Raw genomic sequence first — 24,813 nt, 5'->3', positions numbered from 1 at the left:
CGGCGCCGGGATCCACCCTCCTGCACGGAGAACTGCCTGTTCAACCGCTGTCAGAGCGCTGTGGCACGGAGGTGACCGTTCCGCAACGCGGGAACCATCGGCGGGCCGGCTTCGTCACCTGCTCAGACCGGGCAATTGCGAGAAAGGCCGTGGAGGTGGGCGATGGGCGGCTGGCAGCCGCTGCCGGACGATCTGCCGCCGGAGGTGCGGCACTTCGTGGAGCAACTGCGGCTCCTGAAGGACCGTACGGGGCTCAGCCTCGTCGCACTCGGCGCCCGCACCGCGTACAGCAAGTCCTCGTGGCACCGCTATCTCAACGCCACCCAGCCGCCGCCCCGGCAGGCGGTCGCCGCCCTGTGCCGCATCGCGGGCCTCGCCGAGGCGGATGCCGAACGGTACGTCGTGCGCTGGGAACTGGCCGTCCAGGTCTGGCCGCGGCCGGCGAAACCCGCCGGTGAGCAGAGCGCGCCCGAGTACGAGGACGACCCCACCCTGCCCTGGTGGGACACCCCCGAGGAGGACGGCGGCCGCAGGCCCGGCGGCCCGCTGCTGCTCTACTTCGCGCTGCTCATCGTCCTCATGCTGCTGATCCTGCTGGTCGCCGCCGTCGCCCTCGGCTGAGCCGGACGTCCGGGCGGCGTCGGCGGCCGGTGGGACACTGGACCACGGCCGGGTCGGCGTGCGACGGTGCTGCCGAGCGGCTCGAACGCTCCCGTGCGCCCCCAGCCCGGGAACTGAGATCCTTGTCGGGCGCATCCCTGTGGGTAGCCAGAACGGGCACCACGCACGGGGGAGTCGCGAGGTACCAGCACGAACCGGGGGGAAGAGGGGGAAGCAATGCCTCGTTGGAGGGCCTTGCCGGACGAACTCGATCCGCAGGTCAGGGAGTTCGCGAGCCAGCTGCGGCGGCTCGTGGACCGCAGCGGCCTGAGCATCGCGTCGGTGGCCGACCGTACGGGCTACAGCAAGACGTCGTGGGAGCGTTATCTGAACGGCCGGCTGCTCGCGCCGAAGGGCGCGGTCGTGGCGCTGGCCGAGGTCACGGGCACCAATCCGGTCCATCTCACAACGATGTGGGAGCTCGCCGAACGCGCCTGGAGCCGTTCGGAGATGCGCCACGACATGACCATGGAGGCCATCCGCATATCCCAGGCGCGCGCCGCGCTCAGTGAGTTCGGGGCACCTCCGCCCAACGCCAAGGGCGGCAAGCCGGCCCGCAAGTCCGGTCCCGCGACGGCGACGCCGGGTGTCGCGGGGCCGGCGGGAGTGGTTCCCTCGGTGCCCTCCCCGCCCTCGGCGCCCGCACAGCCGTCGGTGCCGTCCCAGCCGACGGCGCCCGACGTCCGCGACGCCCGCGACCCGGAGGCATCCTCCTCGCAGGCGAGCTCTTCCGGCTCCAACTCGTGGCGGCTGGCCGGTTACAAGGGGCCGTCGCAGACCGGCGGCCGGGCACCGGAGGCCGCGGCGCCGACGCCCTCCGCCGACGGTCCCGCCTGGACGCCGGGGACGCCCGGCCCGTTCGGCGAGCCGCCGCAGGGCCCGCGCCCCGGTGGAGATCCCTCCCCCGGAGGGGGCCGGCGCAGGCTGACGATGTTCCTCGCGGGCGTCGTCGGCGTGCTGGTCGTGATCGCGGCCGTCTTCTTCCTCACCGACAACGGCGGGGGCAAGAAGAACGAGGGCGGCAACAAGCCGTCCCCGTCCGCGGACAAGCGGACCGACCTGCCGCCCGGAGTGAAGTGCGCGGGCGCCTCCTGCACCGGCAAGGACGCCGAGGCCATGGGCTGCACCAAGGACACCGCCGCGGTGACCACCGCCAAGACCGCGGTGGTCGGCGCGACCACGCTGGAGGTGCGCTACAGCAAGACGTGCGGTGCGGCGTGGGGCCGTATCACCCAGGCCGCGCAGGGGGATTCGGTGCAGGTGAGCGCCGGCTCGGCCAAGGAGAACGACAGCATCACCGCGACCGGGGACACCATCGCCTACACCCCGATGGTCGCCGTGAAGGACGCGGGCGAGGCGAAGGCGTGCGCGACGCTGGCGTCGGGGCAGAAGGGGTGCACCCCGTAACGGGCCCTGAAAGACGGTGAAGACAGAGGGGGGCGGCCGCCCGTCCGGGAGAGGAGAGACTGCGACGGCCGCCGTTGGGGGTACCGACCGTGCCGGACTCCCGTGGGGGTACTCGTTCGCGTGCCCGGGATGAGGGTGTGTATTCCTGCCACCCGAGAATTCTTCGTACGGGTCCCGCTCTGTGGGGTGGGCCACAGGGGGCCGCGCATCCGGGATGCCGGATGCGCGATAGCCTGACCGGTGGATCTCTCTTGATACCAAGAGATCGATCATCTGTACGTCCGTCCGCACCCCAGGGCAAGGACGCTACGCCCACCGCCAGCTGTCATACGGAGAACGCCATGACCCGCACTCCCGTGAACGTCACCGTCACCGGCGCGGCCGGCCAGATCGGTTACGCCCTCCTCTTCCGCATCGCCTCCGGCCAGCTGCTCGGCGCGGACGTGCCGGTCAAGCTCCGCCTGCTCGAGATCACGCCCGCGCTGAAGGCGGCCGAGGGCACGGCCATGGAGCTCGACGACTGCGCGTTCCCGCTCCTTCAGGGCATCGACATCACCGACGACCCGAACGTCGCCTTCGACGGCACCAATGTCGGTCTGCTCGTCGGCGCCCGCCCCCGCACCAAGGGCATGGAGCGCGGTGACCTCCTGGAGGCCAACGGCGGCATCTTCAAGCCGCAGGGCAAGGCCATCAACGACCACGCCGCGGACGACATCAAGGTCCTCGTCGTCGGCAACCCGGCCAACACCAACGCCCTGATCGCCCAGGCCGCCGCGCCGGACGTACCGGCCGAGCGCTTCACCGCGATGACCCGCCTCGACCACAACCGCGCGCTGACCCAGCTCGCGAAGAAGACGGGCTCCACGGTCGCCGACATCAAGCGCCTGACGATCTGGGGCAACCACTCCGCCACGCAGTACCCCGACATCTTCCACGCCACCATCGCCGGCAAGAACGCCGCCGAGGTCGTGAACGACGAGAAGTGGCTGGCCGAGGACTTCATCCCGACCGTCGCCAAGCGCGGCGCCGCGATCATCGAGGCCCGTGGCGCCTCCTCCGCGGCCTCCGCCGCCAACGCCGCCATCGACCACGTGCACACGTGGGTCAACGGCACCGCGGACGGCGACTGGGTCTCCATGGGTATCCCGTCGGACGGTTCCTACGGCGTCGCGGAGGGCCTGATCTCCTCCTTCCCGGTCACCGTCAAGGACGGCGCGTACGAGATCGTCCAGGGCCTGGACATCAACGAGTTCTCCCGCGCCCGTATCGACGCCTCCGTCAAGGAGCTCGAGGAGGAGCGCGAGGCGGTCCGCTCCCTCGGCCTCATCTGAGCCCTTTACGGTTCTGTCACGAGCCTGCACGGGCCCCGTTCCGGATTTCGCCGGAACGGGGCCCGTGGCCGTTTTCACCGCTACCGTCTGAAAGCGATAGCCAATGGGGTGATTCGGGGGACGTGTCATGACCGAATGGGACGGCTACGAAGAAGGCCACCACTCCGGCTCCGGGCCGGAGCGCGAACCCAGCGAGGAGAGAGGCCAGGCGGCCTGGGCCGCCGGACAGCCGGGCAGCGTGCCGCCCTGGGCGTCGGCCGAGACACAGGCCGGGCAGACACCGCCGCCGTGGGCGTCCGCCGAGACCCGCACGGGCGGCCCTACGCCGTCGGCCTGGCCGCCCCCGCCGCCGCCCCCTCCGGTCCCGGGCCCCGGCCCGGCCCCCGCGACGACCGTGCCGACCCCGGCGGTCGCACCCGCCCCGCGCCGCGGCGCCCGCAACGTGCTGCTCGCCTTCGTCGCGGTGGCCGTCGTCGGAGCGGGCACCGGAGCGGGCGCCTGGTACCTCACCCGCGACCACTCGACGGGCAACGGGGCCGGTCCCGGGACGAGCGTCAGCGTCACGGTCACCACCACGCCGTCGCAGAGCCCGACGGCGACGGACACCCCGACCGCCACCGGCACCCCGTCGGCCTCGACGCTCGCGTCCCCGTCGTCCTCGCCCTCGGTCGGCTACCGCCGCGCGCAGGACCCCGTCGGCTACTCGGTCGACGTCCCCGACAGCTGGACCCGCCGCCAGACGCAGGGCAAGCTGGCCCCCGTCGTCTACTACGACAACGCCTCCGACGGCCGCCAGCTGCAGATCTTCGAGGTCACCGAGGACACGCCCTACCAGTCCCTGACGCTGGCCGAGACCGACCCGGGCTTCGGCTTCGCCAAGCAGCGCGGCTACCAGCCCCTCGGCCGCGACCGCGGCGACACCTGGGCCGAACTGACCTACCGCTACGACGACACCGACAAGGGTGCCCGCCAGGTCATCGACCACCGCTTCCGGGCCGCCGACGGCACGCTGTACGCGATCCGCTCCAGCGGCCCCGCGGATCTCGACCCGGAGCAGGTGCGGGAGCCCCTCGCCGCGGCCGTGCGCTCCTTCTGCCCGACGGGCGCGCAGTGCTCGTAGCCGCGCGGGTGACCGCGCCGGGCCCGGTCGCCCACGAGGTACCGCTCCAACTGCCGCCCCTGACGGTCGGGTTGGCCTGACATCCGTGGCGCGACGCCGGCCCCGCGCACGCCTGGCTGCGGCGGACGGTGCGGGAGCCGCTTGCCGAGTGGCCCGGCGGCGGGGCGTCTCAGCCGCCCGTCCGTAGCCGCTTCTCGAACCAGTGGTCCGCGTAGACGTGGTCGACGTAGGCCGGGATCTCGGTGTAGCCGGACGCCCGGTACATGGCCTGCGCCTCGGTGAGCGCCCGGTGCGTGTCGAGCCGCACGACGCTCAGCCCGCGCGCGGCGGCCGCACCCTCCAGCGCGGCGAGTATGCGGCGGGCCAGGCCCAGGCGCCGGGCCCCGGCGTGCACCCACACATGCCGGATCTCGCCGACGCCCGGCTCCAGCCGGCGCAGCGCCCCGCAGCCCACCGGGCACCCCTCCTCGTACGCCACGAAGAACGCGCCCGCCTCACCGGAGACCTCCTCGGGCGACACCAGGTCGGACCGGTCGAAGCCCTCCGGGAAGCGGGCGTCGATGTCGGCGGCGTAGGCGTCCAGGCAGGTGCGGGCGTCCGGAGCGGCGCCGTCGACGAGCTCGACGGTGATGGCGGCCAGCCGCAGCAGGCGCTGTGACGTGGTCATCGCCTCGATCAGCTGCGCGCGCCGGCCCGCGTCGAGGGCGTCGAGCAGGCCCGTGGCCAGGGCGTCGGCCCGCCGGTTCTGCTCGTCCACCTCGATACGGCCGGCCGGAGTGAGCGCGATCATCCGCACCCGGCTGTCCTCGGGATGCACGCTCACCCGGACCATGCCCTGCGCCTGAAGCGCCTTGGTCATCCGGCTCAGATAGCCGGCGTCCAGACCGAGCCTGCTCCTGAGCTCGCGCAGCGGGAGCCCGTCCCCGATCTCGAACAGCAGCCGCGCCTCGCCGAGCGGGCGGTCCTGGCCGAGGTAGTGGTCGTTCAGCGCCCCGATGCGGCGCGTGAAGTAACGGTTGAACCGGCGGAGGGCCGCCACCTGCTCCGTAGACACTGGCTCCATATTTCTTTGACTTTAGTCAAAGGATTTTCGGGTGTCCATGGGGCGGCGGCGACGGACGGTTTCAGTGACACGGCGCACTTTGCGGAAGCGATGCGCATGTATCCGCGGGCGAGGGGGCAGGCGCTCCCGGTCCTGGTGGGTGACACCTGTGTCACTCAGGGATGTGGAACAGGAACGGAAGGCAACACGGATCATGGCGGACAGAGCGGAAACCCAAGGGCTGGACGCGCAGGCGACCATCCACGTGGCGGGGGAGTGGCGAGATGCCGTCTCCGGCGCCACGCGCGAGATTCTCGACCCGGCGGACGGACAGCCCTTCGCTCTGGTCGCGGAGGGTGACGAGAAGGATGTCGACCTGGCGGTCGCGGCGGCCCGCCGGGCCTTCGACGACGGCGACTGGCCCCGCACCCCGGTCGCCGAGCGCGCCGCCCTGCTGCGCCGCGCCGCGGACCTCCTGGTGCGCGACCGCGAACGGCTCGGGCGGCTGGAGAGCCGCGACGCGGGCAAGACGATCGAGGAGGGCCGGGTCGACATCGACTGTGTCGCCGACGCCTTCCGCTACTTCGCCGACCTGGTCGCGGGCGAGGCCCCCGGCCGGGTCGTGGACGCGGGCTCGCCCGACATCCACAGCGTCGTCGTGCACGAACCCGTCGGCGTCTGCACGCTGATCACACCCTGGAACTACCCGCTGCTGCAGGCCAGTTGGAAGATCGCGCCGGCCCTCGCGGCAGGAAACACCTTCGTGGTCAAGCCGAGCGAGATCACCCCGCTGACCACCATCGCCCTGATCGACCTGCTGTCCGAGGCCGGATTGCCCGCCGGTGTCGCGGGCATCGTCACCGGACCCGGCCACTCGGTCGGCGCCCGGCTGGCCGAGCACCCCGACGTCGACCTGGTCTCCTTCACCGGCGGCCTGGTCAGCGGCACCAAGGTCGCCGAGGCCGCGGCCCCCACGGTGAAGAAGGTCGCCCTCGAACTCGGCGGCAAGAACCCCAACGTGGTCTTCGCCGACGCCTGCGCCACGGACGAGGACTTCGACACGGCCGTCGACCAGGCCCTCAACGCCGCCTTCATCCACAGCGGCCAGGTCTGCTCGGCCGGTTCCCGCCTCATCGTCGAGGAGTCCGTGCGCGAGCGCTTCGTGGCCGAACTCGCCCGCCGGGCGGGCCGGATCCGCCTCGGCCGCGGCAGCGAGGACGGCGTCGAGTGCGGCCCCCTCGTCTCCGAGCAGCAGCGCGCCAAGGTCGAGGCGTACGTCGCCTCCGCGCTGGAGGAGGGCGCGGTGCTGCGCACCGGCGGCAGGCGGCCCGAGGCCGCGCCGGAGCGGCCCGACGGCGGCTTCTTCTACGAGCCGACGGTCCTCGACCAGTGCCACCGCGAGATGCGCGTCGTACGCGAGGAGGTCTTCGGCCCCGTCCTCACCGTGGAGACCTTCCGCACCGAGGACGAGGCGGTCGCCCTCGCCAACGACACCGAGTACGGCCTCGCGGGCGCCGTGTGGACCACGGACGCCGGCCGGGCCCGCCGCGTCGCGGGACGGCTGCGCCACGGCACCGTCTGGATCAACGACTTCCACCCCTACCTGCCGCAGGCGGAGTGGGGAGGCTTCGGCAAGAGCGGCACGGGCCGGGAGCTCGGCCCCGCAGGGCTCGCCGAGTACCGCGAGACGAAGCACGTCTACCAGAACCTCGCGCCGAAGCCGGTGCGCTGGTTCGCGGGCTGAGCCGCCCTCCCCCACGACCTCCCCCACCCCCCTTGGAGCACGACCCGACATGCCCGAGAACACCCAGATATACGACTACGTCGTCATCGGCGGCGGCACGGCGGGCTCCGTCATCGCCTCCCGCCTCACCGAGAACCCGGACGTCACCGTCGCCGTCGTCGAGGGCGGCCCCAGCGACGTCGGCCGCGAGGACGTCCTGACGCTGCGCCGCTGGATGGGCCTGCTCGGCGGCGAGCTGGACTACGACTACCCCACCACCGAGCAGCCGCGCGGCAACTCCCACATCCGGCACAGCCGCGCCCGCGTCCTCGGCGGCTGCTCCTCGCACAACACGCTCATCGCCTTCAAGCCGCTGCCCTCCGACTGGGACGAGTGGGAGGAGGCCGGCGCCAAGGGCTGGGGCGCGGTGCCGATGGAGGCGTACTACGCCCGGCTGCTGAACAACATCGTCCCGGTCGACGAGAAGGACCGGAATCCCATCGCCCGTGACTTCGTCGACGCAGCTCTGCATGCGACCGGAGTGCCCCGGGTCGAGGGCTTCAACCTCGCGCCTTTCGCCGACGGCGCCGGCTTCTTCGACCTCGCCTACCACCCCGAGGACAACAAGCGCTCGTCGGCGTCGGTGGCGTATCTGCACCCGGTGATGGACCAGCGCGAGAACCTGACGATCCTGCTGGAGACGTGGGCGTACCGGCTCGAGCTGAACGGCACCCGCGCCGAGGGCGTGCACGTGCGCACCAAGGACGGCGAGGAGATCCTCGTCAAGGCCCGGCGCGAGGTGGTGCTCTGCGCCGGCGCCGTCGACTCGCCCCGTCTGCTGCTGCACTCGGGCATCGGCCCGAAGGCGGACCTCCAGGCGCTCGGCATCCCCGTCGCGCACGACCTGCCGGGCGTCGGCGAGAACCTGCTCGACCACCCCGAGTCGGTGATCGTCTGGGAGACCGAGGGGCCGATCCCGGAGAACTCCGCGATGGACAGCGACGCCGGGCTGTTCGTGCGCCGCGACCCCGAACACGCGGGCCCGGACCTGATGTTCCACTTCTACCAGGTGCCGTTCACGGACAACCCGGAGCGCCTGGGCTACGAACGCCCGCCGCACGGCGTCTCGATGACCCCCAACATCCCGAAGCCGAAGAGCCGCGGCCGCCTCTACCTGACGAGCGCCGACCCGTCGGTCAAGCCCGCCCTCGACTTCCGCTACTTCACCGACGAGGACGACTACGACGGCCGCACCCTCGTCGACGGCATCCGGATCGCCCGTGAGATCGCGAAGACCGAGCCGCTGGCCGGCTGGCTCAAGCGCGAGGTGGCCCCCGGCCCGCACCTCACGAGCGACGAGGAACTGAGCGAGTACGCCCGCAAGGTCGCGCACACCGTGTACCACCCGGCGGGCACCTGCCGCATGGGCGCCGCGGACGATCCGCGGGCCGTCGTGGACCCGGAGCTGAGGATCCGCGGCCTGGACGGCATCCGCGTCGCGGACGCCTCCGTGTTCCCGACCATGACCGCCGTGAACCCGATGATCGGAGTGCTGATGGTCGGGGAGAGGGCCGTAGACCTGATGGGAAGTGGTGTGTGATGAGTACTCCGGTCTTTTCGGTCGAGGGGCTGTGGAAGGTGTTCGGCCCGAAGGCCGACCGCGTCCCCGGCGACCAGGAGCTGACCTCGCTGGAGCCCGCCGAACTGCGCTCCCGCACCGGCTGCACGGCCGCCGTCCGTGACGTCTCCTTCGACGTCCACAAGGGCGAGGTCTTCGTGGTGATGGGCCTGTCCGGCTCGGGCAAGTCGACCCTCGTGCGCTGTCTGACCCGGCTGATCGAGCCGACCGCGGGCTCGATCGCCATCGACGGCGAGGACGTCCGCGCCATGGACAGGTCCCGGCTTCGCGAACTGCGCCGCCACCGCGCCGCGATGGTCTTCCAGCACTTCGGCCTGCTGCCGCACCGCACGGTCCTCGACAACGTGGCGTACGGCCTGGAGATCCAGGGCGTGAGCCGGTCCGAGCGGCGCAGGCGCGCCCAGGAGGTCGTCGACAAGGTCGGCCTGGAGGGCATGGAGCAGCGCCGCCCGGCCCAGCTCTCCGGCGGCCAGCGCCAGCGCGTGGGCCTGGCCCGGGCGCTCGCGGTGGACCCCGAGGTCCTGCTCTTCGACGAGCCGTTCAGTGCGCTCGACCCGCTGATCCGGCGGGACATGCAGGAGGAGGTGATACGCCTGCACCGCGAGGAGGGCCGCACCATGGTCTTCATCACCCACGACCTGTCCGAGGCGCTGAAGCTGGGCGACCGCATCGCCCTGATGCGCGACGGCCGCGTGGTGCAGCTCGGCACCCCGGAGGAGATCGTCGGCCACCCCGCCGACGACTACGTCCGCGAGTTCGTCCGCGACGTGCCGCGCGAACACGTCATGACGGTCCGTACGGCGATGCGGCCCGGCGCCTGCGACGGGACGGAGCACCCCGGCGCGCTCGCCCCGGGCGAGGTCGTCGCCGACGCCATCAAGGTCGTCGCCCGCAGCGGCAGGGCCGCCTGTGTCGTGGAGGACGGCCGCTGTCTCGGCGTCGTCGACCACGAACGTCTGCTCGGGGTGGTGGCGGGAACGGAGCCGCAGAAGGAGGCGGTCTGATGACCACGGTCACCGCGTCCGCCCCGCGCCTCGCGCTGCCCGGGGTCCTCAGGCACCACGCCGTGCGCAAGCTGCTGCTGCTCGGGCTCGCCGCCGCGGTCCTCGTGCCGCTCGCCGCCGCCCGCTGGTCGAGCGGCAGCTGGCCGCACGCCCTCACCGTCGACGTCTCCAAGCCGCTCGCCGACGCCAGCAACTGGATCATCGACAACCGCGACAGCCACCCGCTGTTCCTGTACTTCTTCGGCTACATCAGCAACGCGGTCGTGCTCTCCGTACGCGCCGTTTACCTGCTGCTCCTCGCGGCGGGCTGGGCCGGGGTCACGGCCATCGGCGCCGTCGTCGCCTGGCGCGTGGCCGGAGTGCGCCTTGCCCTCGGCACGACCGTCGCGTTCCTGGCCTGCGGGCTGCTGGGCATGTGGGTGCCGACCATGCAGACGCTCGCCCTCATGGTGGTCGCCGTGCTCGTATCGGTGATCGTGGGAGCCGTGCTCGGCCTCGCCGCCGGCCTCTCCGACCGCTTCGACCGGGCGCTGCGCCCCGTCCTGGACACCATGCAGGTGCTGCCGGCGTTCGCCTATCTGCTGCCCGTGGTGCTGGTCTTCGGCATCGGCGTCCCCGCCGCCGTCCTCGCCACCGTCGTCTACGCGGCCCCGCCCATGGCCCGCCTCACCGCGCTCGGCCTGCGCGGCGCCGACAAGGAGGTGCTGGAGGCGGTCGAGTCGCTCGGCGCCACCGCACCCCAGCGCCTGCTGACCGCCCGCCTTCCGCTGGCCCGCAAGGAGCTCCTGCTGGGCCTGAACCAGACGATCATGATGGCGCTGTCGATGGCCGTCATCGCCTCCGTCATCGGCGCGGGCGGCCTCGGTGACCGCGTCTACCAGGCGCTGGCCTCGGTCGACGTGGGCGCCGCCCTCGAAGCCGGCATCCCGATCGTGCTGCTGGCCGTCGTCCTGGACCGCATCACCGGCGCGGCGGGCGAGCACGCCGGCGAGGAACCCGGAGGCCGGCTTCGCTGGCTCTACGCGGCCGTCGCCGCCGTCGCCGTGGCAGTCGCCGGGCGCCTGGCCGGGCTCCTGGACTGGCCCGACGCCTGGACCGCGAACCTCGCCGGCCCGGTCAACCGCGCCGTCGACTGGATGACCGCGCACCTGTACTCGGGCGTCCCCGTCGTGGGCGGCACCGCCGACTGGGCGGGCCGCTTCACCACCTGGGTGCTCGACCCGGTCCGCAGCGGCCTGCAGTGGCTGCCCTGGTGGTCGGTCCTGCTGCTGGTGGCCGCGCTCGCCTGGCTGATCGGCACCTGGCGCACCGCGCTCACCGCGGTCCTCGCCATGGCCGCGATCGGTGTGCTCGGAGTGTGGAAGCCGTCACTCGACACGCTCTCCCAGGTGCTCGCCGCCGTCGCCGTCACGCTCGTCCTGGGCTTCGCGATCGGTATCGCGGCGGCCCGCAGCGACCGCTTCGAACGGGCGCTGCGCCCCGTCCTGGACGTCTTCCAGACGATGCCGCAGTTCGTGTACCTGATCCCGGTCGTGGCGCTCTTCGGCGTCGGCCGCGCCCCGGCGGTCGCCGCGGCCGTCGTCTACGCGCTGCCCGCCGTCGTCCGCATCACCGCGCAGGGCCTGCGCCAGGTCGACCCGGCGGCGCTGGAGTCGGCCCGCTCGCTCGGCGCGAGCAGCGCCCAGCAGTTGCGCCAGGTCCAACTCCCGCTCGCCCGGCCCGCGTTGCTGCTCGCCCTCAACCAGGGCGTGGTCCTGGTCCTCGCCGTCGTCATCATCGGCGGTCTGGTCGGCGGAGGCGCGCTCGGCTACGACGTCGTCTTCGGCCTCGCGCAGGGCGACCTGGCGACCGGTCTGGTGGCCGGTGCCGCGATCGTGTGCCTGGGGCTGATGCTGGACCGGGTGACGCAGCCGACGCAGCGCCGCACGAAGGGCGGTGTGTGACATGGCACCGAACCTGAACCGCAGGACGGCCCTGATCGCCTCCTCGGCCGCGGCGCTCTCCCTCCTCACCGGCTGCGGCGCCGCCGACATGACCAAGCAGGCGTCCCCCTTCGCCAACGCGCAGGGCGCCAAGACCGTGACCCTGTCCGTGCAGTCGTGGGTCGGCGCCCAGTCGAACGTCGCCGTCGCCCAGTACCTGCTGGAGCACAAGCTCGGCTACCGCGTCGACACCGTCCAGGTCGACGAGGTGCCCGCCTGGGACGCGCTCAGCCAGGGCCGGGTCGACGCGATCCTGGAGGACTGGGGCCACCCCGACCAGGAGAAGCGGTACGTCACCGACAAGAAGACGATCACCCGCGGCGGCGGCCTCGGCGTGACCGGTCACATCGGCTGGTACCTGCCGACCTACCTGGTCAAGCAGCACCCCGACATCACCGACTGGAAGAACCTCAACAAGTACGCCTCGCTGTTCCGCACCCCGGAGAGCGGCGGCAAGGGCCAGCTGATGGACGGCTCCCCGTCCTACGTCACCAACGACAAGGCCCTGGTGAACAACCTGAAGCTGAACTACCAGGTGGTGTTCGCCGGTTCGGAGGCCGCGCAGATCACCCAGATGAAGCAGTTCGCCAAGGAGAAGAAGCCCTTCCTGACGTACTGGTACGCGCCGCAGTGGCTGTTCAAGAAGGTCCCCATGACCGAGGTGAAGCTGCCGGCGTACAAGGAGGGATGCGACGCGGACGCGGCCAAGGTCGCCTGCGCCTATCCGCATACCCCGCTGCAGAAGTACCTCAACGCCGGCTTCTCGAAGAACGGCGGCAAGGCGGCGGCCTTCCTGAAGAAGTTCAGGTGGACGACCGACGACCAGAACGAGGTCTCCCTGATGATCGCCGACCAGAAGATGACGCCGGAACAGGCGGCGAAGAAGTGGGTGGACAGCCACGCGTCCACCTGGAAGGCGTGGCTGTCCTGATCACCGGCGCCTGGTCACTTCGTCGGCCATCCCGCGCAGCGCCCGCTCCGCCCAGCGCTGCATCCCCGGCCCGAAGGTGACGCGAGTGGCCCCGAGTTCACCGAGTTCGGTGGGCGAGGGGCCCTTGCCGTCCAGGGTGCCGTGCACGTTGACCGGGCCCTGGATGCCGGACCGCAGCAGCGGCAGCACGTCCGCCGGGGCGCCGATCGGATAGACGCAGTCGGCACCGGCGGCGACGTACAGCGCGGCCCGCTCGATGGCCCGGTCGGGGTCGGCCTCGCCCCGGATGAAGGTGTCGACGCGGGCGTTGACGAAGAGCTGGTCACCGGCCGCCGCCCGCACCTCGGCGAGCCAGTCCGCATGCTCGCGAGGGTCCTTGAGAACTCCTGACCCAGAGTCCTCGAGGTTGCAGCCCACGGCTCCCGTCTCCAGCAGCCGCTCCACCAACTCCTTGGGCGCCAGCCCGTATCCACCCTCGATGTCCGCCGACACCGGCACGTCCACGGCCCGTACGATGCGCGCCACCGCGGCGAACATCTCCTCGGCCGGAGTCGAGCCGTCCTCGTACCCGAGGGACGCGGCGACCCCCGCGCTCGGCGTCGCCAGCGCGGGGAAGCCGGCCTCGACGCACACCTGGGCGCTGACCGCGTCCCAGGGTCCGGGCAGCACGAGGGGGTCGCCCGGGAGCCGGCCCCGGTGCAGTGCGCGGAAGACCTCCACCTTGCTCACGGCGTGTAACCCCCCGGCGGAATGCGGCGGCTGACCATCACCCGGTTCCAGTTGTTGATGGACACGATCAGGGCGATGAGATGGGCGAGCCGGGGCTCGTCGAAGTGCTTGGCGGCCCGCTCGTAGACCTCGTCCGGCACGAAACCTCCCCCAGAGCCGAAAGCCTGGGAGGTGCCCCCAGTCAGCACGGTCACCGCCTCGGTCAGCGCGAGCGCGGCCCGCTCCCGCTCGTCGTAGACGTCCTCGGTCTCCTCCCAGGCGGCGAGCAGATCCAGCTGCCGCTCGCTCACCCCGTGCTTGCGGGCGAGGGCGAGATGCATGTCCAGGCAGAAGGCGCAGTGGTTGAGCTGCGAGGCCCGGAGCACCACCAGCTCGGCGAGCGCGGGGTCGCCGAGCCCCCGCTTCGCGGTCGCGCTGAGCGCGGAGAATGCCTGTGCGACCTCGCGGTCGAGAACCGTCGTCCGGCTCATCGGTGCTGCCCCGCCTCGTAGTGGCCCGGAGTCATCCGGCAGGTCACGCCGAACCGGTTCCAGGCGTTGATCACGGTGATCGCGGCGATCAGCTGCGCCAGCTCGGCCTCCTCGAAGTGCTTGGCGGCCCGCTCGTAGACGTCGTCCGGCACGAAACCTCCCCCAGAGCCGAAAGCCTGGGAGGTGCCCCCAGTCAGCACGGTCACCGCATCGGTCAGCGCGAGCGCCGCGAGTTCCTTCTCCGTGTAGAAGTGCGCCGACTCCTCCCACGCGCCGAGCTGGATGATCCGCTCCACGCTCTCGCCGGCCGCCAGCGCGTCCTTGGAGTGCATGTCCAGGCAGAACGCGCAGTGGTTGAGCTGCGAGGCGCGGATCTTCACCAGCTCCAGCAGCCGGGGGTCGACCCCCTGCCGGGCGGCCGCGTCGAGGCGGAGCATCGCCTTGTAGACCTCGGGTGCGTGCTGGGCCCAGCGCAGCCGGGGCTCGTGTTCGGTGGCGTATTCGACGGTCTCCTGTGTCGTCATGCCGTCGACTCTAGGAGCAGGGCAGCCCACGGGTATGGTCCAGTTCTATGGCGAAATCACGGGCCACTTTGGGCATCGACCTGCATGTGGAGCCGACCGGGCCGAGGGTGCGCCGGGGCCTGACCGACGCCCTGCGCGAGGCCGTCCGCACCGGCCGGCTGACCCCCGGCACCCGGCTGCCCTCCTCCCGCGCCCTCGCCGCCGACCTGGGCATCGCCCGCAACACCGTCGCCGACGCCTACGCCGACCTGGTCGCCGAGGGCTGGCTCACCGCGCGGCAGGGCTCGGGCACACGCGTGGCGGCGGGGGTGCCTTCCACGGCTTCGGGGCCGTGGGGGAGCGCAGCCGTCCAGCCCACCGGCACCGCCCCGCAGCCCCGCCCCCGCAGCCGCCCCGCCTACGACCTGCTCCCCGGCGTGCCCGACCTCTCCTCCTTCCCCCGCGCCGAGTGGCTCAAGGCCGCCCGCCGCGCCCTCGTCGCCGCGCCGAACGAGGCCTTCGACTACGGCGACCCGCGAGGCCGCGTCGAACTGCGCACCGCCCTCGCCGGCTACCTCGCCCGCGCCCGGGGCGTACGCGCCGACCCCGGACGCATCCTGGTCTGCGCGGGCATCTCGCACGGCCTGCAGATCCTCGGCGCCATGCTCCGGGCACGCGGCGCGAGCACGGTGGCCGTGGAGTCGTACGGCCTCGACGTCCACTGGCGGCTGCTGGCCGACGCCGGCCTGCGGACCGTCCCGCTGCCCTTCGACGAACTCGGCACGGATCCACGGCAGTTGACGGAACAGGCTGCCGTCCTGCTCACCCCCGCCCACCAGTTCCCCATGGGGGGCACCCTGCACCGCGACCGTCGCGCGGCCGTCGTCGACTGGGCGCGCCGCACCGGCGGGCTGATCGTCGAGGACGACTACGACGGCGAGTTCCGCTACGACCGCCAGCCCGTCGGCGCCCTCCAGGGCCTGGACCCCGACCACGTCGTCTACGCGGGCACCATCAGCAAGTCCCTCGCTCCCGGCCTCCGGCTGGCCTGGCTGGTGCTCCCGTCGGGCCTCGTCAAGGAGGCGGCACGGGCGAAGGGCGGCAAGGACATGTGCGGCGCCCTCGACCAGCTGACCCTCGCCGAATTCCTCACTTCGGGCGCCTACGACCGCCACGTGCGCGCCGCCCGTCTGCGCTACCGGCGCCGCCGTGACGCGCTCGTGGCCGAGCTCGCGCGCCGCGCCCCGCAGGTCCACGCCACCGGCATCTCGGCCGGCCTGCACGTGGTGCTCCGCCTGCCGCCCGGCACCGAACAGGCGACGCTACGGGCGGCCTCCTGGCAGGACCTCGCACTCCACGGCCTGCACCGCTACCGGCACCCCGACGCGACGTTCAAGCCCCTGGACGCGCTGGTGGTGGGCTACGGAACACCACCGGACCACGCGTGGTCGGGAGCACTGGAGGCGCTGTGCACGGTGCTGCCGGAATCCGACGAGCTGGAGGCGACGGGCCGGGGTTGACGGGGCCGGAGCTGAACGGGCCGGAATCGTCGGCGTCAGAACCGTCCGGCCCGTGATGGCCCCCTCCGTTTTTGTGAACGCCGAGGCGGAGTGCCGAGAGGCAGTGGGCGGGATTCAGGCCGTCTCCTCCACCTCCGGCGCCTCCCCGAACCGTGCCAGCGCCAGCGCCCCCGCGACGGCGATCACGAACCCCAGGACCGCCAGCCAGGCCAGCCCGTCCCGGGTACGGTCCCCGAGCCACACCACGCCCACCAGCGCCGGTCCGATCGTCTCGCCGATCACCATTCCGGCCGTCGCCGTGGTGACCGAACCGCGCTGGAGCGCCGAGGTCAGCAGCAGGAAGGCGCCGCCCCCGCCGAGAAGGAGCGCGTACATCGCCGGATTGGTGAGCAGATCCGACGGTTTGAGTGAGTCGATCAGCCGCACCGACACCTCCACCACCCCGAACCCGCACCCCGCCCCCGATCCGAGGACCAGTGCCCGCCCGCGCCCGGTCCAGCGGCCGCCGAACAGCCCGAGCAGCAGCACCAGTACGGCGATCGCGAGCATCACCCACTTCAGCGCCGCGGGCGCCGCGCTGTTTCCCTCGGTCCCGGACGCCAGACCGAGCATCGCGAGCCCGGCGCACACCACGCCGACCGCCGCCCACTCCACCCCGCTCAGCCGCACCCGCAGCAGCCGCGCCGCCACCACCCCGGTGACCGCGAGGCTGGACGCGAGGGCCGCCGCCACGGCGTAGATCGGGATCGACCGCAACGCGGCGATCTGGAGCAGGAATCCCAGCCCGTCCAGCGCCAGCCCGGCCAGATAACGCCACTGCCGCAGGGCCCGGAGCAGCAGCGCCGCCTCCCCGCCCGCGCCCCCTTCCGCACTCGCCGCTCGCGCGGCGACCGCCTGCAGCACCGTCGCGGTGCCGAAGCAGACCGCCGCCCCGAGGGCGCACAGCATCCCAAAGATCACAAAGTGACTGTAGGGGAGGCCCGCCCGGATGGGGCCCCTCGGGGTGTGCTCACACCGATCTCTAGGCTGGCCCCTGACATCGCGACCGACATCGCGCGACGGTACTTCAACGGGGAGACAGGACATGGCGGACGCACGCCGGCAACTTCGCTCGGGCACGGTCGTACTCGGCGGCATGGGACTGCTCGCCGCGGCCCTGACCGCCTGCTCCTCGGACCCCGACAAGCGCTGCGTGGACCGCGACAGCTACCACCTCGCCAAGGGCTACAAGGTCGTCTCCGACAAGAACTGCACGTCCACCAAGACCTCGGCCAGAGGCTCCTGGTACTACGGCGGCAGCAAGAAGGGCTCCTGGGTCGAGGACGGCTCCTTCACCAAGCCCCGCAAGGCTTCCGGTGGTTCGGGAGGTTCCGGCGGCGGCCACGGTGTCTCCCGCGGCGGCTTCGGCGGCGGCAAGGGGAGCTCCGGCGGCTGAGCCGGGACACGGGCCACACCATGCGACGCCACACCATCACCCCCCGCCCCGGCTGGCAGCAGACCGTCGAGGAGCAGGGCCTCATCTACCCGCTCACCCGGCACCCCGACGACTCCCTGCGCCCGTACTGGGACGAGAGCGCCTACTACTCCTTCACCCTCGACGAGGTGGAGGCGCTGGAGGAGACCGTCGAGGAACTCCACCGCATGTGCCTGGCGGCGGCGGACCACATCGTCACCGCCGGCCGCTTCGCCGACCTGGGCATCACCGACCCCCGCGTGGCCGAGGCGGTCGCCGACGCCTGGCGCCGGCGCGACGAACTCCCCTCCCTCTACGGCCGTTTCGACCTCCGCTACGACGGCACCGGCCCGGCGAAGCTTCTGGAGTACAACGCCGACACCCCCACCTCCCTGGTCGAGGCCGCCTCCCCCCAGTGGTTCTGGATGGAGGAGCGCTTCCCGGGCGCCGACCAGTGGAACTCCCTCCACGAACGTCTGGTCGCCGCCTGGAAGAAGCAGTCCGCCCTCCTCCCGCCGGGCAGCCCCCTCTACTTCGCGCACTCCTCGGACGACGAACTCGGCGAGGACCTGATGACGGTCGCCTACCTCAAGGAGACCGCCGAGCAGGCAGGTCTGGACACCGACTGGATCTCCATGGAGGAGATCGGCTGGGACTCCCTCTCCGGCCGCTTCGTCGACAACCAGCTCCGCTTCATCCGCAGCTGCTTCAAGCTCTATCCCTGGGAGTGGCTCACCACCGACGGCTTCGCCGGCCATGTCCTCGACACCCTCGACAACGGCGGCGGCACGGGGTCGACGATGTGGATCGAGCCTGCCTGGAAGATGCTCCTCAGCAACAAGGCCCTCCTGGCGATCCTCTGGGAGCTCCACCCGGGTCACCCCAACCTCCTCCCGGCCTACCTCGACGGGCCCCGCGACCTGGCGAGCACGACGGGCTACGTCGCCAAGCCCCTGCTCGGCCGCGAAGGCGCCGGTGTGACGGTCCACGAGCCCGGCACCGAGCAGGCCGGCAACAGAACGATGCCGCCATCCCTCCACGAAGAGGCGTGCTGCTACCAGGAGTTGGCTCCGCTGCCCGACTTCGACGGCAACCGCGTCGTCCTCGGCGCCTGGGTCGTGGAGGACGAGTCCGCGGGCCTCGGCATCCGCGAGTCGTCCGGCCTGATCACGGACGAGTACGCCCGCTTCCTGCCGCACGTGATCCTCTAGGAGCTTCCCGGTTCCGGAAGGGCGCCTCCGAGGGCGCCGGAGCGAAACGCCGAAACGTGCAGGGTGCCGGAGGTGCCCCCACTTTCGTCGTCGCTCGCATGGTGGACGCGGACCCTCGGCCTGCCGGCCCGCCCGGTAGGCTGGCCGACGGGCCGTGACTGGCGCGCTGGGATGGGACCGACCATCGGGGAGCGGCCCGTGAAGCGAGCGAGTGCCGTGCGCCTGGGCCAAACCGTGAACCGTGAATGCTTCAAGCCACGCCACCCGGAGGCCGACGACATGTCAGAGCAGCAGCCCCTCTCCACCGAGTCCACCGCCTTCCGTGCCGCCCTCGACGTGATCAGGTCCGTCGAGCCGCGCGTCGCCGACGCCATCGGCCAGGAGGTCCACGACCAGCGCGAGATGCTGAAGCTGATCGCCTCCGAGAACTACGCCTCCCCGGCCACTCTTCTCGCGATGGGCAACTGGTTCAGCGACAAGTACGCCGAGGGAACCATCGGCCGCCGCTTCTACGCCGGCTGCCGCAACGTCGACACCGTCGAGTCCCTCGCCGCCGAGCACGCCAGGGAGCTCTTCGGCGCCCGCCACGCCTACGTCCAGCCGCATTCCGGCATCGACGCCAACCTCGTCGCCTTCTGGTCCATCCTGGCCCAGCGCGTCGAGACCCCGGCACTGGAGAAGGCCGGCGTCCGCCAGGTCAACGACCTGTCCGACGCCGACTGGGCCGAGCTGCGCCGGGCCTTCGGCAACCAGCGCATGCTCGGTATGTCCCTGGACGCCGGCGGCCATCTCACCCACGGCTTCCGCCCCAACATCTCGGGCAAGATGTTCGATCAGCGCTCCTACGGCACCGACCCCACGACGGGCCTGGTCGACTACGAGGCGCTGCGCGAGTCGGCCCGTGAGTTCAAGCCGCTCATCATCGTCGCCGGCTACTCCGCCTACCCGCGCCTCGTGAACTTCCGCATCATGCGCGAGATCGCCGACGAGGTCGGGGCGACCCTGATGGTGGACATGGCGCACTTCGCCGGCCTGGTCGCGGGCAAGGTGCTGACCGGCGACTTCGACCCGGTCCCGCACGCCCAGATCGTCACGACCACCACCCACAAGTCGCTGCGCGGCCCGCGCGGCGGCATGGTCCTGTGCGACGACTCCCTCAAGGACCAGGTCGACCGCGGCTGCCCGATGGTCCTCGGCGGTCCGCTGCCGCACGTCATGGCCGCCAAGGCCGTCGCCCTCGCCGAGGCCCGCCGGCCCGACTTCCAGGACTACGCGCAGCGCATCGTCGACAACTCCCGTGCGCTGGCGGAGGGCCTGATGCGCCGGGGCGCCACCCTGGTCACCGGCGGCACCGACAACCACCTCAACCTGATCGACGTCGCCACCTCGTACGGACTCACCGGACGCCAGGCCGAGGCCGCGCTCCTCGACTCCGGCATCGTCACCAACCGCAACGCCATCCCGGCCGACCCCAACGGCGCCTGGTACACCTCCGGCATCCGGATCGGCACCCCCGCCCTGACCACGCGCGGCCTGGGCACCGCGGAGATGGACGAGGTCGCGGGCCTCATCGACCGTGTCCTCACCAGCACGGAACCGGGCACCACCAGCAAGGGCACCCGGTCGAAGGCCCAGCACATCCTCGACCCCAAGATCGCGGACGAGATCTCGCGCCGCGCCACCGACCTCGTGGCCGGATTCCCGCTGTACCCGGAGATCGACCTGGGCTGACACGCCCTCTCTGGAGTTTTCAAAGATCCGGGACTCTGCGAGGTCCACGACGGTCGAGGCGGAATGCGCGACGGTCAGAGATCGATGAGTTCCTGTCGTGGCTCCTCCCGCGGCGGTCCGGCTCCCGGCCGGGCCGCCGCGCGGCGTATCAGCAGCGTGCCGCCTGCGCCGGCCACGAGCCCCACGGCCAGCCCCGGGACCGCCCACCAGCGACTGCCCCGGCCGCCCCCGTCCCCGGCGGCCTTCCGCGGGGCGGCCCCGTCCCCGCCCCGCCCGGCCTCGGACGCGCTCCCGCCGAGCCCGGCGAGCACCATCTCCCGCTCCAGCTCCACGAAGATCGAGCGCGGCGCGCGGTGCCAGCGGATGTCGTCGTCCTGGATGTCCGGTGCCGGATCGGTCCGTATCCAGGGCGTGCCGTCCGCCGCCACCACCAGCTGGTCCTGCCGCTCGACCGCCACGTCACCGCCCGGCGCACGATCCGTCTGCGGCCAGCCCCCGACGCCCGTCAGGCCCCAGACCACGGTGAAGTCCACCGGCGGAAAACGGCCCTCGGCCCACGCCTCGGGCACCCGCTCCGTCCCCATGTAGTCGGGCCGCAGCAGCTGCCGCAGATGGTCGAAGGAAGCCTGGCCGGAGCGCAGCACCGTCGTCCGGCCTGTCCCGCCCGCCACGATCATCGCCAGATCCGGGACGTCCGGGTGAGGGTTCGCCGGCCCACCGGCCGAAGCGGAGGACGCGCCCCACAGCGTCAGGGCGAGCAAGGTCGCCAAGGTCCCTGCCAGTGCCGCCGGTTCACGGACCCCGCGCTTCCATCCACCCATGTCGTCCCCCCACCGGAAAGTCCGCGCGGCCCGTCCTCGAACCGCATGTCACTTCTGGTACACCGCCCGGCCCGCCGGGGTTCCCAGTCCCGGCGAACTATCCAGAGGACTCGGACGACTTCCCCGACGGCGCCCGCACCGACTCGGCGATCCGCACGGCCCGCTCCTTGGACGCCACGCCCTCCAGGCGCAGCGTCACGCCCCCGTCCCCGGTCGCATGGGTCCACAGCAACGTCGGCCCGGCGGTCCGCTCCTCGCGTGTGAAGCGGTGCCCGTCCGCGTCCACCAGCCAGAAGCTCAGCAGATGCGGCTCGGGGAACCACAGGGCGAAGTCCCGCACGCCCCCGGACGGCGTCCGGCTGCCCAGCGGGAGCCACTGCGGAGGCTCCCGCAGTCTCTTGGCGAAGCCGACGTCCAGCCAGGCCGGGAACTCGTCGAGCCGGACCGTCCGCCTGCCCTCACGCCAGCACAGGCTCACCAGGAACCGGCCGTGCGGCTCGTCGGTCACCGCCACCGTGTCCGGCATGCCGAGCGCGTCCGGCACCAGCGGCTCGAAGCCGGCCCGCTGCCGGGCCTGTCCGAGCGACACCGACCTGCCACAGCCGGGCACAACGGCTCCGGGCGAGGGCACCGCCGAAGGGTCGTACCGCACCTCGACCCCGCCGAAGTCGAACCAGTCCATGACCGCGGCCCGCACGGGAGGCGTGAGCGCGAGCACCGTCAGCAGGCCGCACAGGGCCGCGGTCACCGACCGCCACCGCAGCCGCGCCCAGCGCCGGACCGCACGCAGCCCCTCGCGCGCGCCCCGGGGCTCGGCCGTGGGAACCGGCAGCCGCTCGGCCAGTATCTGTCCCAGCACGCGCTCGACCATCGTCTCGGAGCCGAGAGGATCACCGGCGCCCCCCGCGCCGCTCGCCCCGGGCGCCTCCAGCGACCTGCCCAGCGCCCGCAGATCATCCCGCAGCCCGGACGCGCCGCCGTCACGACGCCGACCGCGGACGCGTCCTCGCTGCCCCGGACCCCGGTCACCGTCACGGCCACGCCCACCCTCACCGTCGTACACATTCGGTCCCTCACTCACGCTCATCACCCCCTTCCCGGGGCTCGAAATCCGGCAGGAGCCGGCCCAGCTTGCGCAGGGCGCGGTTGAGGCGGGACTTGACCGTCCCGCGCGGCCAGGCCAGGGCCTGGGCGGTCTCGGACTCGTCCATCTCCAGGAGATAGCGGTAGGTGACGACCAGGCGGTGCTCCTCGCTCAGCCGCTCCAGGGCCGCCAGGAGGGCGGTGCGGCGCTCCGTCTCCAGCGTCGCCATCGCCGGGTCCGCCGATTCCGGTATCAGCGGCTCCGCCTCCGCGAAGGCCGCCTCCCGGCCGGCGAGCGTGCGCTGCCGCGCCGCCGTGCGCACTGTGTTCCTCGTCTCATTGGCGACGATCGACAGCAGCCACGGCTTGAAGGCCGCGCCGTCCCGGAATCTGCCCAGCGCGCAATACGCCTTCACGAAGGCCTGCTGCACCACGTCCTCCGCGTCCGCCCCCGCCCCGAGCGCGGCGGCCGCCCTGAGCGCGATGCCCGTATGGGCCCGCACCAGCTCCGCGTACGCCTCCGGCTCTCCGGCGCGTACGCGTGCGATCACCGCGGCCTCATCGACGATGCGGCCCCCCTCCCGCGTCCTCACACCCTTGTTACACCGCGGGAGACAGATCGGTTCCCGTCTGTTTCCGACCAGTTCCGGATCGGGGCCCGGGACCTGAGAGAATGGTGAACATGGCTTCAGACCGTCCCCGCGTGCTCTCCGGAATCCAGCCCACCGCAGGCTCGTTCCACCTCGGCAACTACCTCGGCGCCGTTCGCCAGTGGGTCGCCCTGCAGGAGTCCCACGACGCGTTCTACATGGTCGTCGACCTGCACGCGATCACGGTTCCCCAGGACCCGGCCGAGCTGCGCGCGAACACCCGTCTGGCCGCCGCCCAGCTCCTCGCGGCCGGTCTCGACCCCGAGCGCTGCACGCTGTTCGTCCAGAGCCATGTCCCCGAGCACGCCCAGCTGGCCTGGGTCATGAACTGCCTCACCGGCTTCGGCGAGGCGAGCCGCATGACCCAGTTCAAGGACAAGTCCGCCAGGCAGGGCGCCGACCGCGCGAGCGTCGGCCTGTTCACGTACCCGATCCTCCAGGTCGCCGACATCCTGCTGTACCAGGCCAACGAGGTCCCGGTCGGCGAGGACCAGCGCCAGCACGTCGAGTTGACCCGTGACCTCGCCACGCGCTTCAACGGCCGCTTCGGCGAGACCTTCACGATCCCGAAGCCGTACATCCTCAAGGAGACGGCGAAGATCTACGACCTGCAGGACCCGTCGATCAAGATGAGCAAGTCGGCGTCCACGCCGAAGGGCCTGATCAACCTCCTCGACGAGCCCAAGGCCACCGCGAAGAAGGTCAAGAGCGCGGTCACCGACACCGACACCGTCATCCGCTACGACGTCGCGAACAAGCCGGGCGTCAGCAACCTGCTCACCATCTACTCGACCCTCACCGGCAAGTCCGTCGCCGGGCTGGAGCGCGACTACGAGGGCAAGATGTACGGCGCGCTGAAGACGGACCTCGCCGAGGTCATGGTCGAGTTCGTGACGCCCTTCCGGGAGCGCACCCAGCAGTACCTGGACGACCCGGAGACGCTGGACGCGATCCTGGCCAAGGGCGCCGAGAAGGCGCGCGCGGTCGCCGCGGAGACCCTCTCTCAGGCGTACGACAAGGTGGGCTTCCTGCCCGCCAAGCACTGACGCGCACCACTGCCCACGGGCACCTTTCGGCAGAGCGCTGCACATCACTACGGTTGCGCGTGCCCACGACACATCCGTAGCCGTACAGTCGATAGCCGACGGCCGAGAACAAATCCGTCACGACGACAGGAGACGACGTGGGGACCGTAACGATCGGCGTTTCGATCGCGGTCCCGGAGCCTTACGGCAGCCTGCTCCAACAGCTGCGCACGGGCTTCGGCGACGCCGCGGCTCAGGGCATTCCCACCCACGTCACCCTGCTGCCGCCGACGGAGGTCGACGGCAGTGCCCTGCCGGCCGTGGAGGCGCATCTGACCGATGTCGCCGCGGCCGGGCGGCCGTTCCCGATGCGGCTGTGCGGGACCGGCACCTTCCGGCCCCTGTCACCCGTCGTCTTCGTACGGGTCGACGAGGGCGCCGAGGCGTGCACCTGGCTGCAGAAGCAGGTCCGCGACGCCTCCGGCCCGGTGCCGCGGGAGCTCCAGTTCCCGTACCACCCGCACGTCACGGTCGCTCACGGCATCGACGAGGAGTCGATGGACCGCGCCTTCGAGGAACTCGCCGACTACCGCGCCGAGTGGTCGTGCACCGGCTTCGCGCTGTACGAGCAGGGCCCCGACGGCGTCTGGCGCAAGATGCGCGAGTTCCCCTTCGGGAGCCCGATGGTGCCGCCCCAGGGTGGTCATGTTCGCGGCACCATCCCCAGCCACTGACCGGAACCGAGTAGCCGGCACTCACCGGAACCGAGCCCCCGCCG

Annotated in this window: 23 protein-coding genes and 1 riboswitch; of the genes, 15 read left to right on the top strand and 8 right to left on the bottom strand. The window is 72.0% G+C overall.

Annotated features, from left to right (window positions below; all coding sequences use genetic code 11):
- Positions 1-162: 162 nt before the first annotated feature.
- From ACIBN2_RS39485 to ACIBN2_RS39470, 4 genes are all read left to right on the top strand, one after another.
- Positions 163-621 carry a helix-turn-helix domain-containing protein gene (locus tag ACIBN2_RS39485; RefSeq protein WP_399141994.1) on the top strand — a complete coding sequence of 153 codons (459 nt, stop codon included), beginning with the start codon at positions 163-165 and terminating at the stop codon, positions 619-621.
- A gap of 216 nt (positions 622-837) precedes the next feature.
- Entirely contained in the window at positions 838-2,067 is a 1,230-nt protein-coding gene (locus ACIBN2_RS39480; protein ID WP_399141993.1) for a DUF2690 domain-containing protein, read from the top strand.
- 341 nt (positions 2,068-2,408) lie between these two features.
- Complete coding sequence (locus ACIBN2_RS39475) at positions 2,409-3,398, top strand: malate dehydrogenase (RefSeq protein WP_399141991.1); 990 nt, start codon at positions 2,409-2,411, stop codon at positions 3,396-3,398.
- A gap of 127 nt (positions 3,399-3,525) precedes the next feature.
- Positions 3,526-4,518 carry a hypothetical protein gene (locus ACIBN2_RS39470; RefSeq protein ID WP_399141989.1) on the top strand — a complete coding sequence of 331 codons (993 nt, stop codon included), beginning with the start codon at positions 3,526-3,528 and terminating at the stop codon, positions 4,516-4,518.
- A gap of 169 nt (positions 4,519-4,687) precedes the next feature.
- On the opposite strand, the gene ACIBN2_RS39465 is transcribed toward ACIBN2_RS39470, so the two are convergent.
- The gene (locus ACIBN2_RS39465) at positions 4,688-5,581 is read right to left on the bottom strand and encodes a GNAT family N-acetyltransferase (protein ID WP_399141988.1); all 894 of its coding nucleotides are present in this window, start codon (positions 5,579-5,581) and stop codon (positions 4,688-4,690) included.
- 193 nt (positions 5,582-5,774) lie between these two features.
- Between ACIBN2_RS39465 and ACIBN2_RS39460 the strand changes: the two genes are divergently transcribed.
- Genes ACIBN2_RS39460 through ACIBN2_RS39440 form a run of 5 tightly spaced genes read left to right on the top strand, consistent with a single transcriptional unit; the run spans position 5,775 to position 12,839 of the window.
- Positions 5,775-7,304 carry an aldehyde dehydrogenase family protein gene (locus ACIBN2_RS39460; protein WP_399141987.1) on the top strand — a complete coding sequence of 510 codons (1,530 nt, stop codon included), beginning with the start codon at positions 5,775-5,777 and terminating at the stop codon, positions 7,302-7,304.
- A 49-nt stretch (positions 7,305-7,353) separates the two neighbouring features.
- Positions 7,354-8,883: a GMC family oxidoreductase gene (locus tag ACIBN2_RS39455; RefSeq protein WP_399141986.1), complete on the top strand. Its 1,530-nt coding sequence runs from the start codon at positions 7,354-7,356 to the stop codon at positions 8,881-8,883.
- Positions 8,883-9,926, top strand: coding sequence for a glycine betaine/L-proline ABC transporter ATP-binding protein (locus ACIBN2_RS39450; RefSeq protein ID WP_399141984.1), 1,044 nt, complete (start codon positions 8,883-8,885; stop codon positions 9,924-9,926). Before ACIBN2_RS39455 ends, ACIBN2_RS39450 begins: the two co-directional genes overlap by 1 nt.
- A complete protein-coding gene (locus tag ACIBN2_RS39445) occupies positions 9,926-11,869 on the top strand; it encodes an ABC transporter permease (protein WP_399141982.1) in 1,944 nt (647 codons plus the stop codon). Before ACIBN2_RS39450 ends, ACIBN2_RS39445 begins: the two co-directional genes overlap by 1 nt.
- Before the next feature lies 1 nt (position 11,870).
- Complete coding sequence (locus ACIBN2_RS39440) at positions 11,871-12,839, top strand: ABC transporter substrate-binding protein (protein ID WP_399141981.1); 969 nt, start codon at positions 11,871-11,873, stop codon at positions 12,837-12,839.
- On the opposite strand, the gene ACIBN2_RS39435 is transcribed toward ACIBN2_RS39440, so the two are convergent.
- Genes ACIBN2_RS39435 through ACIBN2_RS39425 form a run of 3 tightly spaced genes read right to left on the bottom strand, consistent with a single transcriptional unit; the run spans position 12,840 to position 14,562 of the window.
- Positions 12,840-13,568 carry an isocitrate lyase/phosphoenolpyruvate mutase family protein gene (locus tag ACIBN2_RS39435; RefSeq protein ID WP_399141979.1) on the bottom strand — a complete coding sequence of 243 codons (729 nt, stop codon included), beginning with the start codon at positions 13,566-13,568 and terminating at the stop codon, positions 12,840-12,842.
- Complete coding sequence (locus ACIBN2_RS39430) at positions 13,565-14,038, bottom strand: carboxymuconolactone decarboxylase family protein (protein WP_399141977.1); 474 nt, start codon at positions 14,036-14,038, stop codon at positions 13,565-13,567. The genes ACIBN2_RS39435 and ACIBN2_RS39430 overlap by 4 nt, the downstream gene beginning before the upstream one ends.
- Positions 14,035-14,562, bottom strand: a complete 528-nt coding sequence (locus ACIBN2_RS39425; RefSeq protein ID WP_399141975.1) for a carboxymuconolactone decarboxylase family protein — start codon at positions 14,560-14,562, stop codon at positions 14,035-14,037. The genes ACIBN2_RS39430 and ACIBN2_RS39425 overlap by 4 nt, the downstream gene beginning before the upstream one ends.
- 47 nt (positions 14,563-14,609) lie before the next feature.
- Between ACIBN2_RS39425 and ACIBN2_RS39420 the strand changes: the two genes are divergently transcribed.
- Positions 14,610-16,061: a PLP-dependent aminotransferase family protein gene (locus tag ACIBN2_RS39420; RefSeq protein WP_399141973.1), complete on the top strand. Its 1,452-nt coding sequence runs from the start codon at positions 14,610-14,612 to the stop codon at positions 16,059-16,061.
- Positions 16,062-16,175: 114 nt separating this feature from the next.
- On the opposite strand, the gene ACIBN2_RS39415 is transcribed toward ACIBN2_RS39420, so the two are convergent.
- On the bottom strand, positions 16,176-17,009 hold the full coding sequence (locus ACIBN2_RS39415) for a hypothetical protein (RefSeq protein ID WP_399142168.1): 834 nt from the start codon (positions 17,007-17,009) through the stop codon (positions 16,176-16,178).
- A 136-nt stretch (positions 17,010-17,145) separates the two neighbouring features.
- Here ACIBN2_RS39415 and ACIBN2_RS39410 point away from each other — a divergent pair, with 136 nt between their 5' ends.
- The 3 genes from ACIBN2_RS39410 to ACIBN2_RS39400 all read left to right on the top strand — a co-directional run bounded on the left by ACIBN2_RS39410 (position 17,146) and on the right by ACIBN2_RS39400 (position 20,456).
- Complete coding sequence (locus ACIBN2_RS39410; RefSeq protein WP_399141971.1) at positions 17,146-17,496, top strand: hypothetical protein; 351 nt, start codon at positions 17,146-17,148, stop codon at positions 17,494-17,496.
- 20 nt (positions 17,497-17,516) lie between these two features.
- On the top strand, positions 17,517-18,725 hold the full coding sequence (locus ACIBN2_RS39405; RefSeq protein ID WP_399141970.1) for a glutathionylspermidine synthase family protein: 1,209 nt from the start codon (positions 17,517-17,519) through the stop codon (positions 18,723-18,725).
- Positions 18,726-18,869: 144 nt separating this feature from the next.
- A riboswitch (ZMP/ZTP riboswitch) is annotated at positions 18,870-18,960 on the top strand.
- Positions 18,961-19,004: 44 nt separating this feature from the next.
- Positions 19,005-20,456, top strand: coding sequence for a glycine hydroxymethyltransferase (locus tag ACIBN2_RS39400; RefSeq protein WP_399141969.1), 1,452 nt, complete (start codon positions 19,005-19,007; stop codon positions 20,454-20,456).
- Between the two features lie 74 nt (positions 20,457-20,530).
- On the opposite strand, the gene ACIBN2_RS39395 is transcribed toward ACIBN2_RS39400, so the two are convergent.
- The 3 genes from ACIBN2_RS39395 to ACIBN2_RS39385 form a co-directional block, all read right to left on the bottom strand.
- The gene (locus tag ACIBN2_RS39395; RefSeq protein WP_399141968.1) at positions 20,531-21,277 is read right to left on the bottom strand and encodes a hypothetical protein; all 747 of its coding nucleotides are present in this window, start codon (positions 21,275-21,277) and stop codon (positions 20,531-20,533) included.
- Between the two features lie 97 nt (positions 21,278-21,374).
- A complete protein-coding gene (locus ACIBN2_RS39390) occupies positions 21,375-22,364 on the bottom strand; it encodes a hypothetical protein (protein ID WP_399141966.1) in 990 nt (329 codons plus the stop codon).
- Positions 22,351-22,911 (bottom strand): RNA polymerase sigma factor, encoded by a 561-nt coding sequence (locus ACIBN2_RS39385; protein ID WP_399141965.1) that lies wholly within the window; start codon positions 22,909-22,911, stop codon positions 22,351-22,353. Before ACIBN2_RS39385 ends, ACIBN2_RS39390 begins: the two co-directional genes overlap by 14 nt.
- A 131-nt stretch (positions 22,912-23,042) precedes the next feature.
- Between ACIBN2_RS39385 and trpS the strand changes: the two genes are divergently transcribed.
- Positions 23,043-24,056: a tryptophan--tRNA ligase gene (gene trpS / locus ACIBN2_RS39380; protein WP_399141963.1), complete on the top strand. Its 1,014-nt coding sequence runs from the start codon at positions 23,043-23,045 to the stop codon at positions 24,054-24,056.
- 137 nt (positions 24,057-24,193) lie between these two features.
- Positions 24,194-24,769 (top strand): 2'-5' RNA ligase family protein, encoded by a 576-nt coding sequence (locus tag ACIBN2_RS39375; protein ID WP_399141962.1) that lies wholly within the window; start codon positions 24,194-24,196, stop codon positions 24,767-24,769.
- Positions 24,770-24,813: the final 44 nt, after the last annotated feature.

The organism is Streptomyces sp. NPDC050534 (genome assembly GCF_044457745.1).
GTDB lineage: Bacteria > Actinomycetota > Actinomycetes > Streptomycetales > Streptomycetaceae > Streptomyces.
Note: the sequence above shows the minus strand (reverse complement) of the source record. Positions and strands in the feature narration are given on the sequence as shown.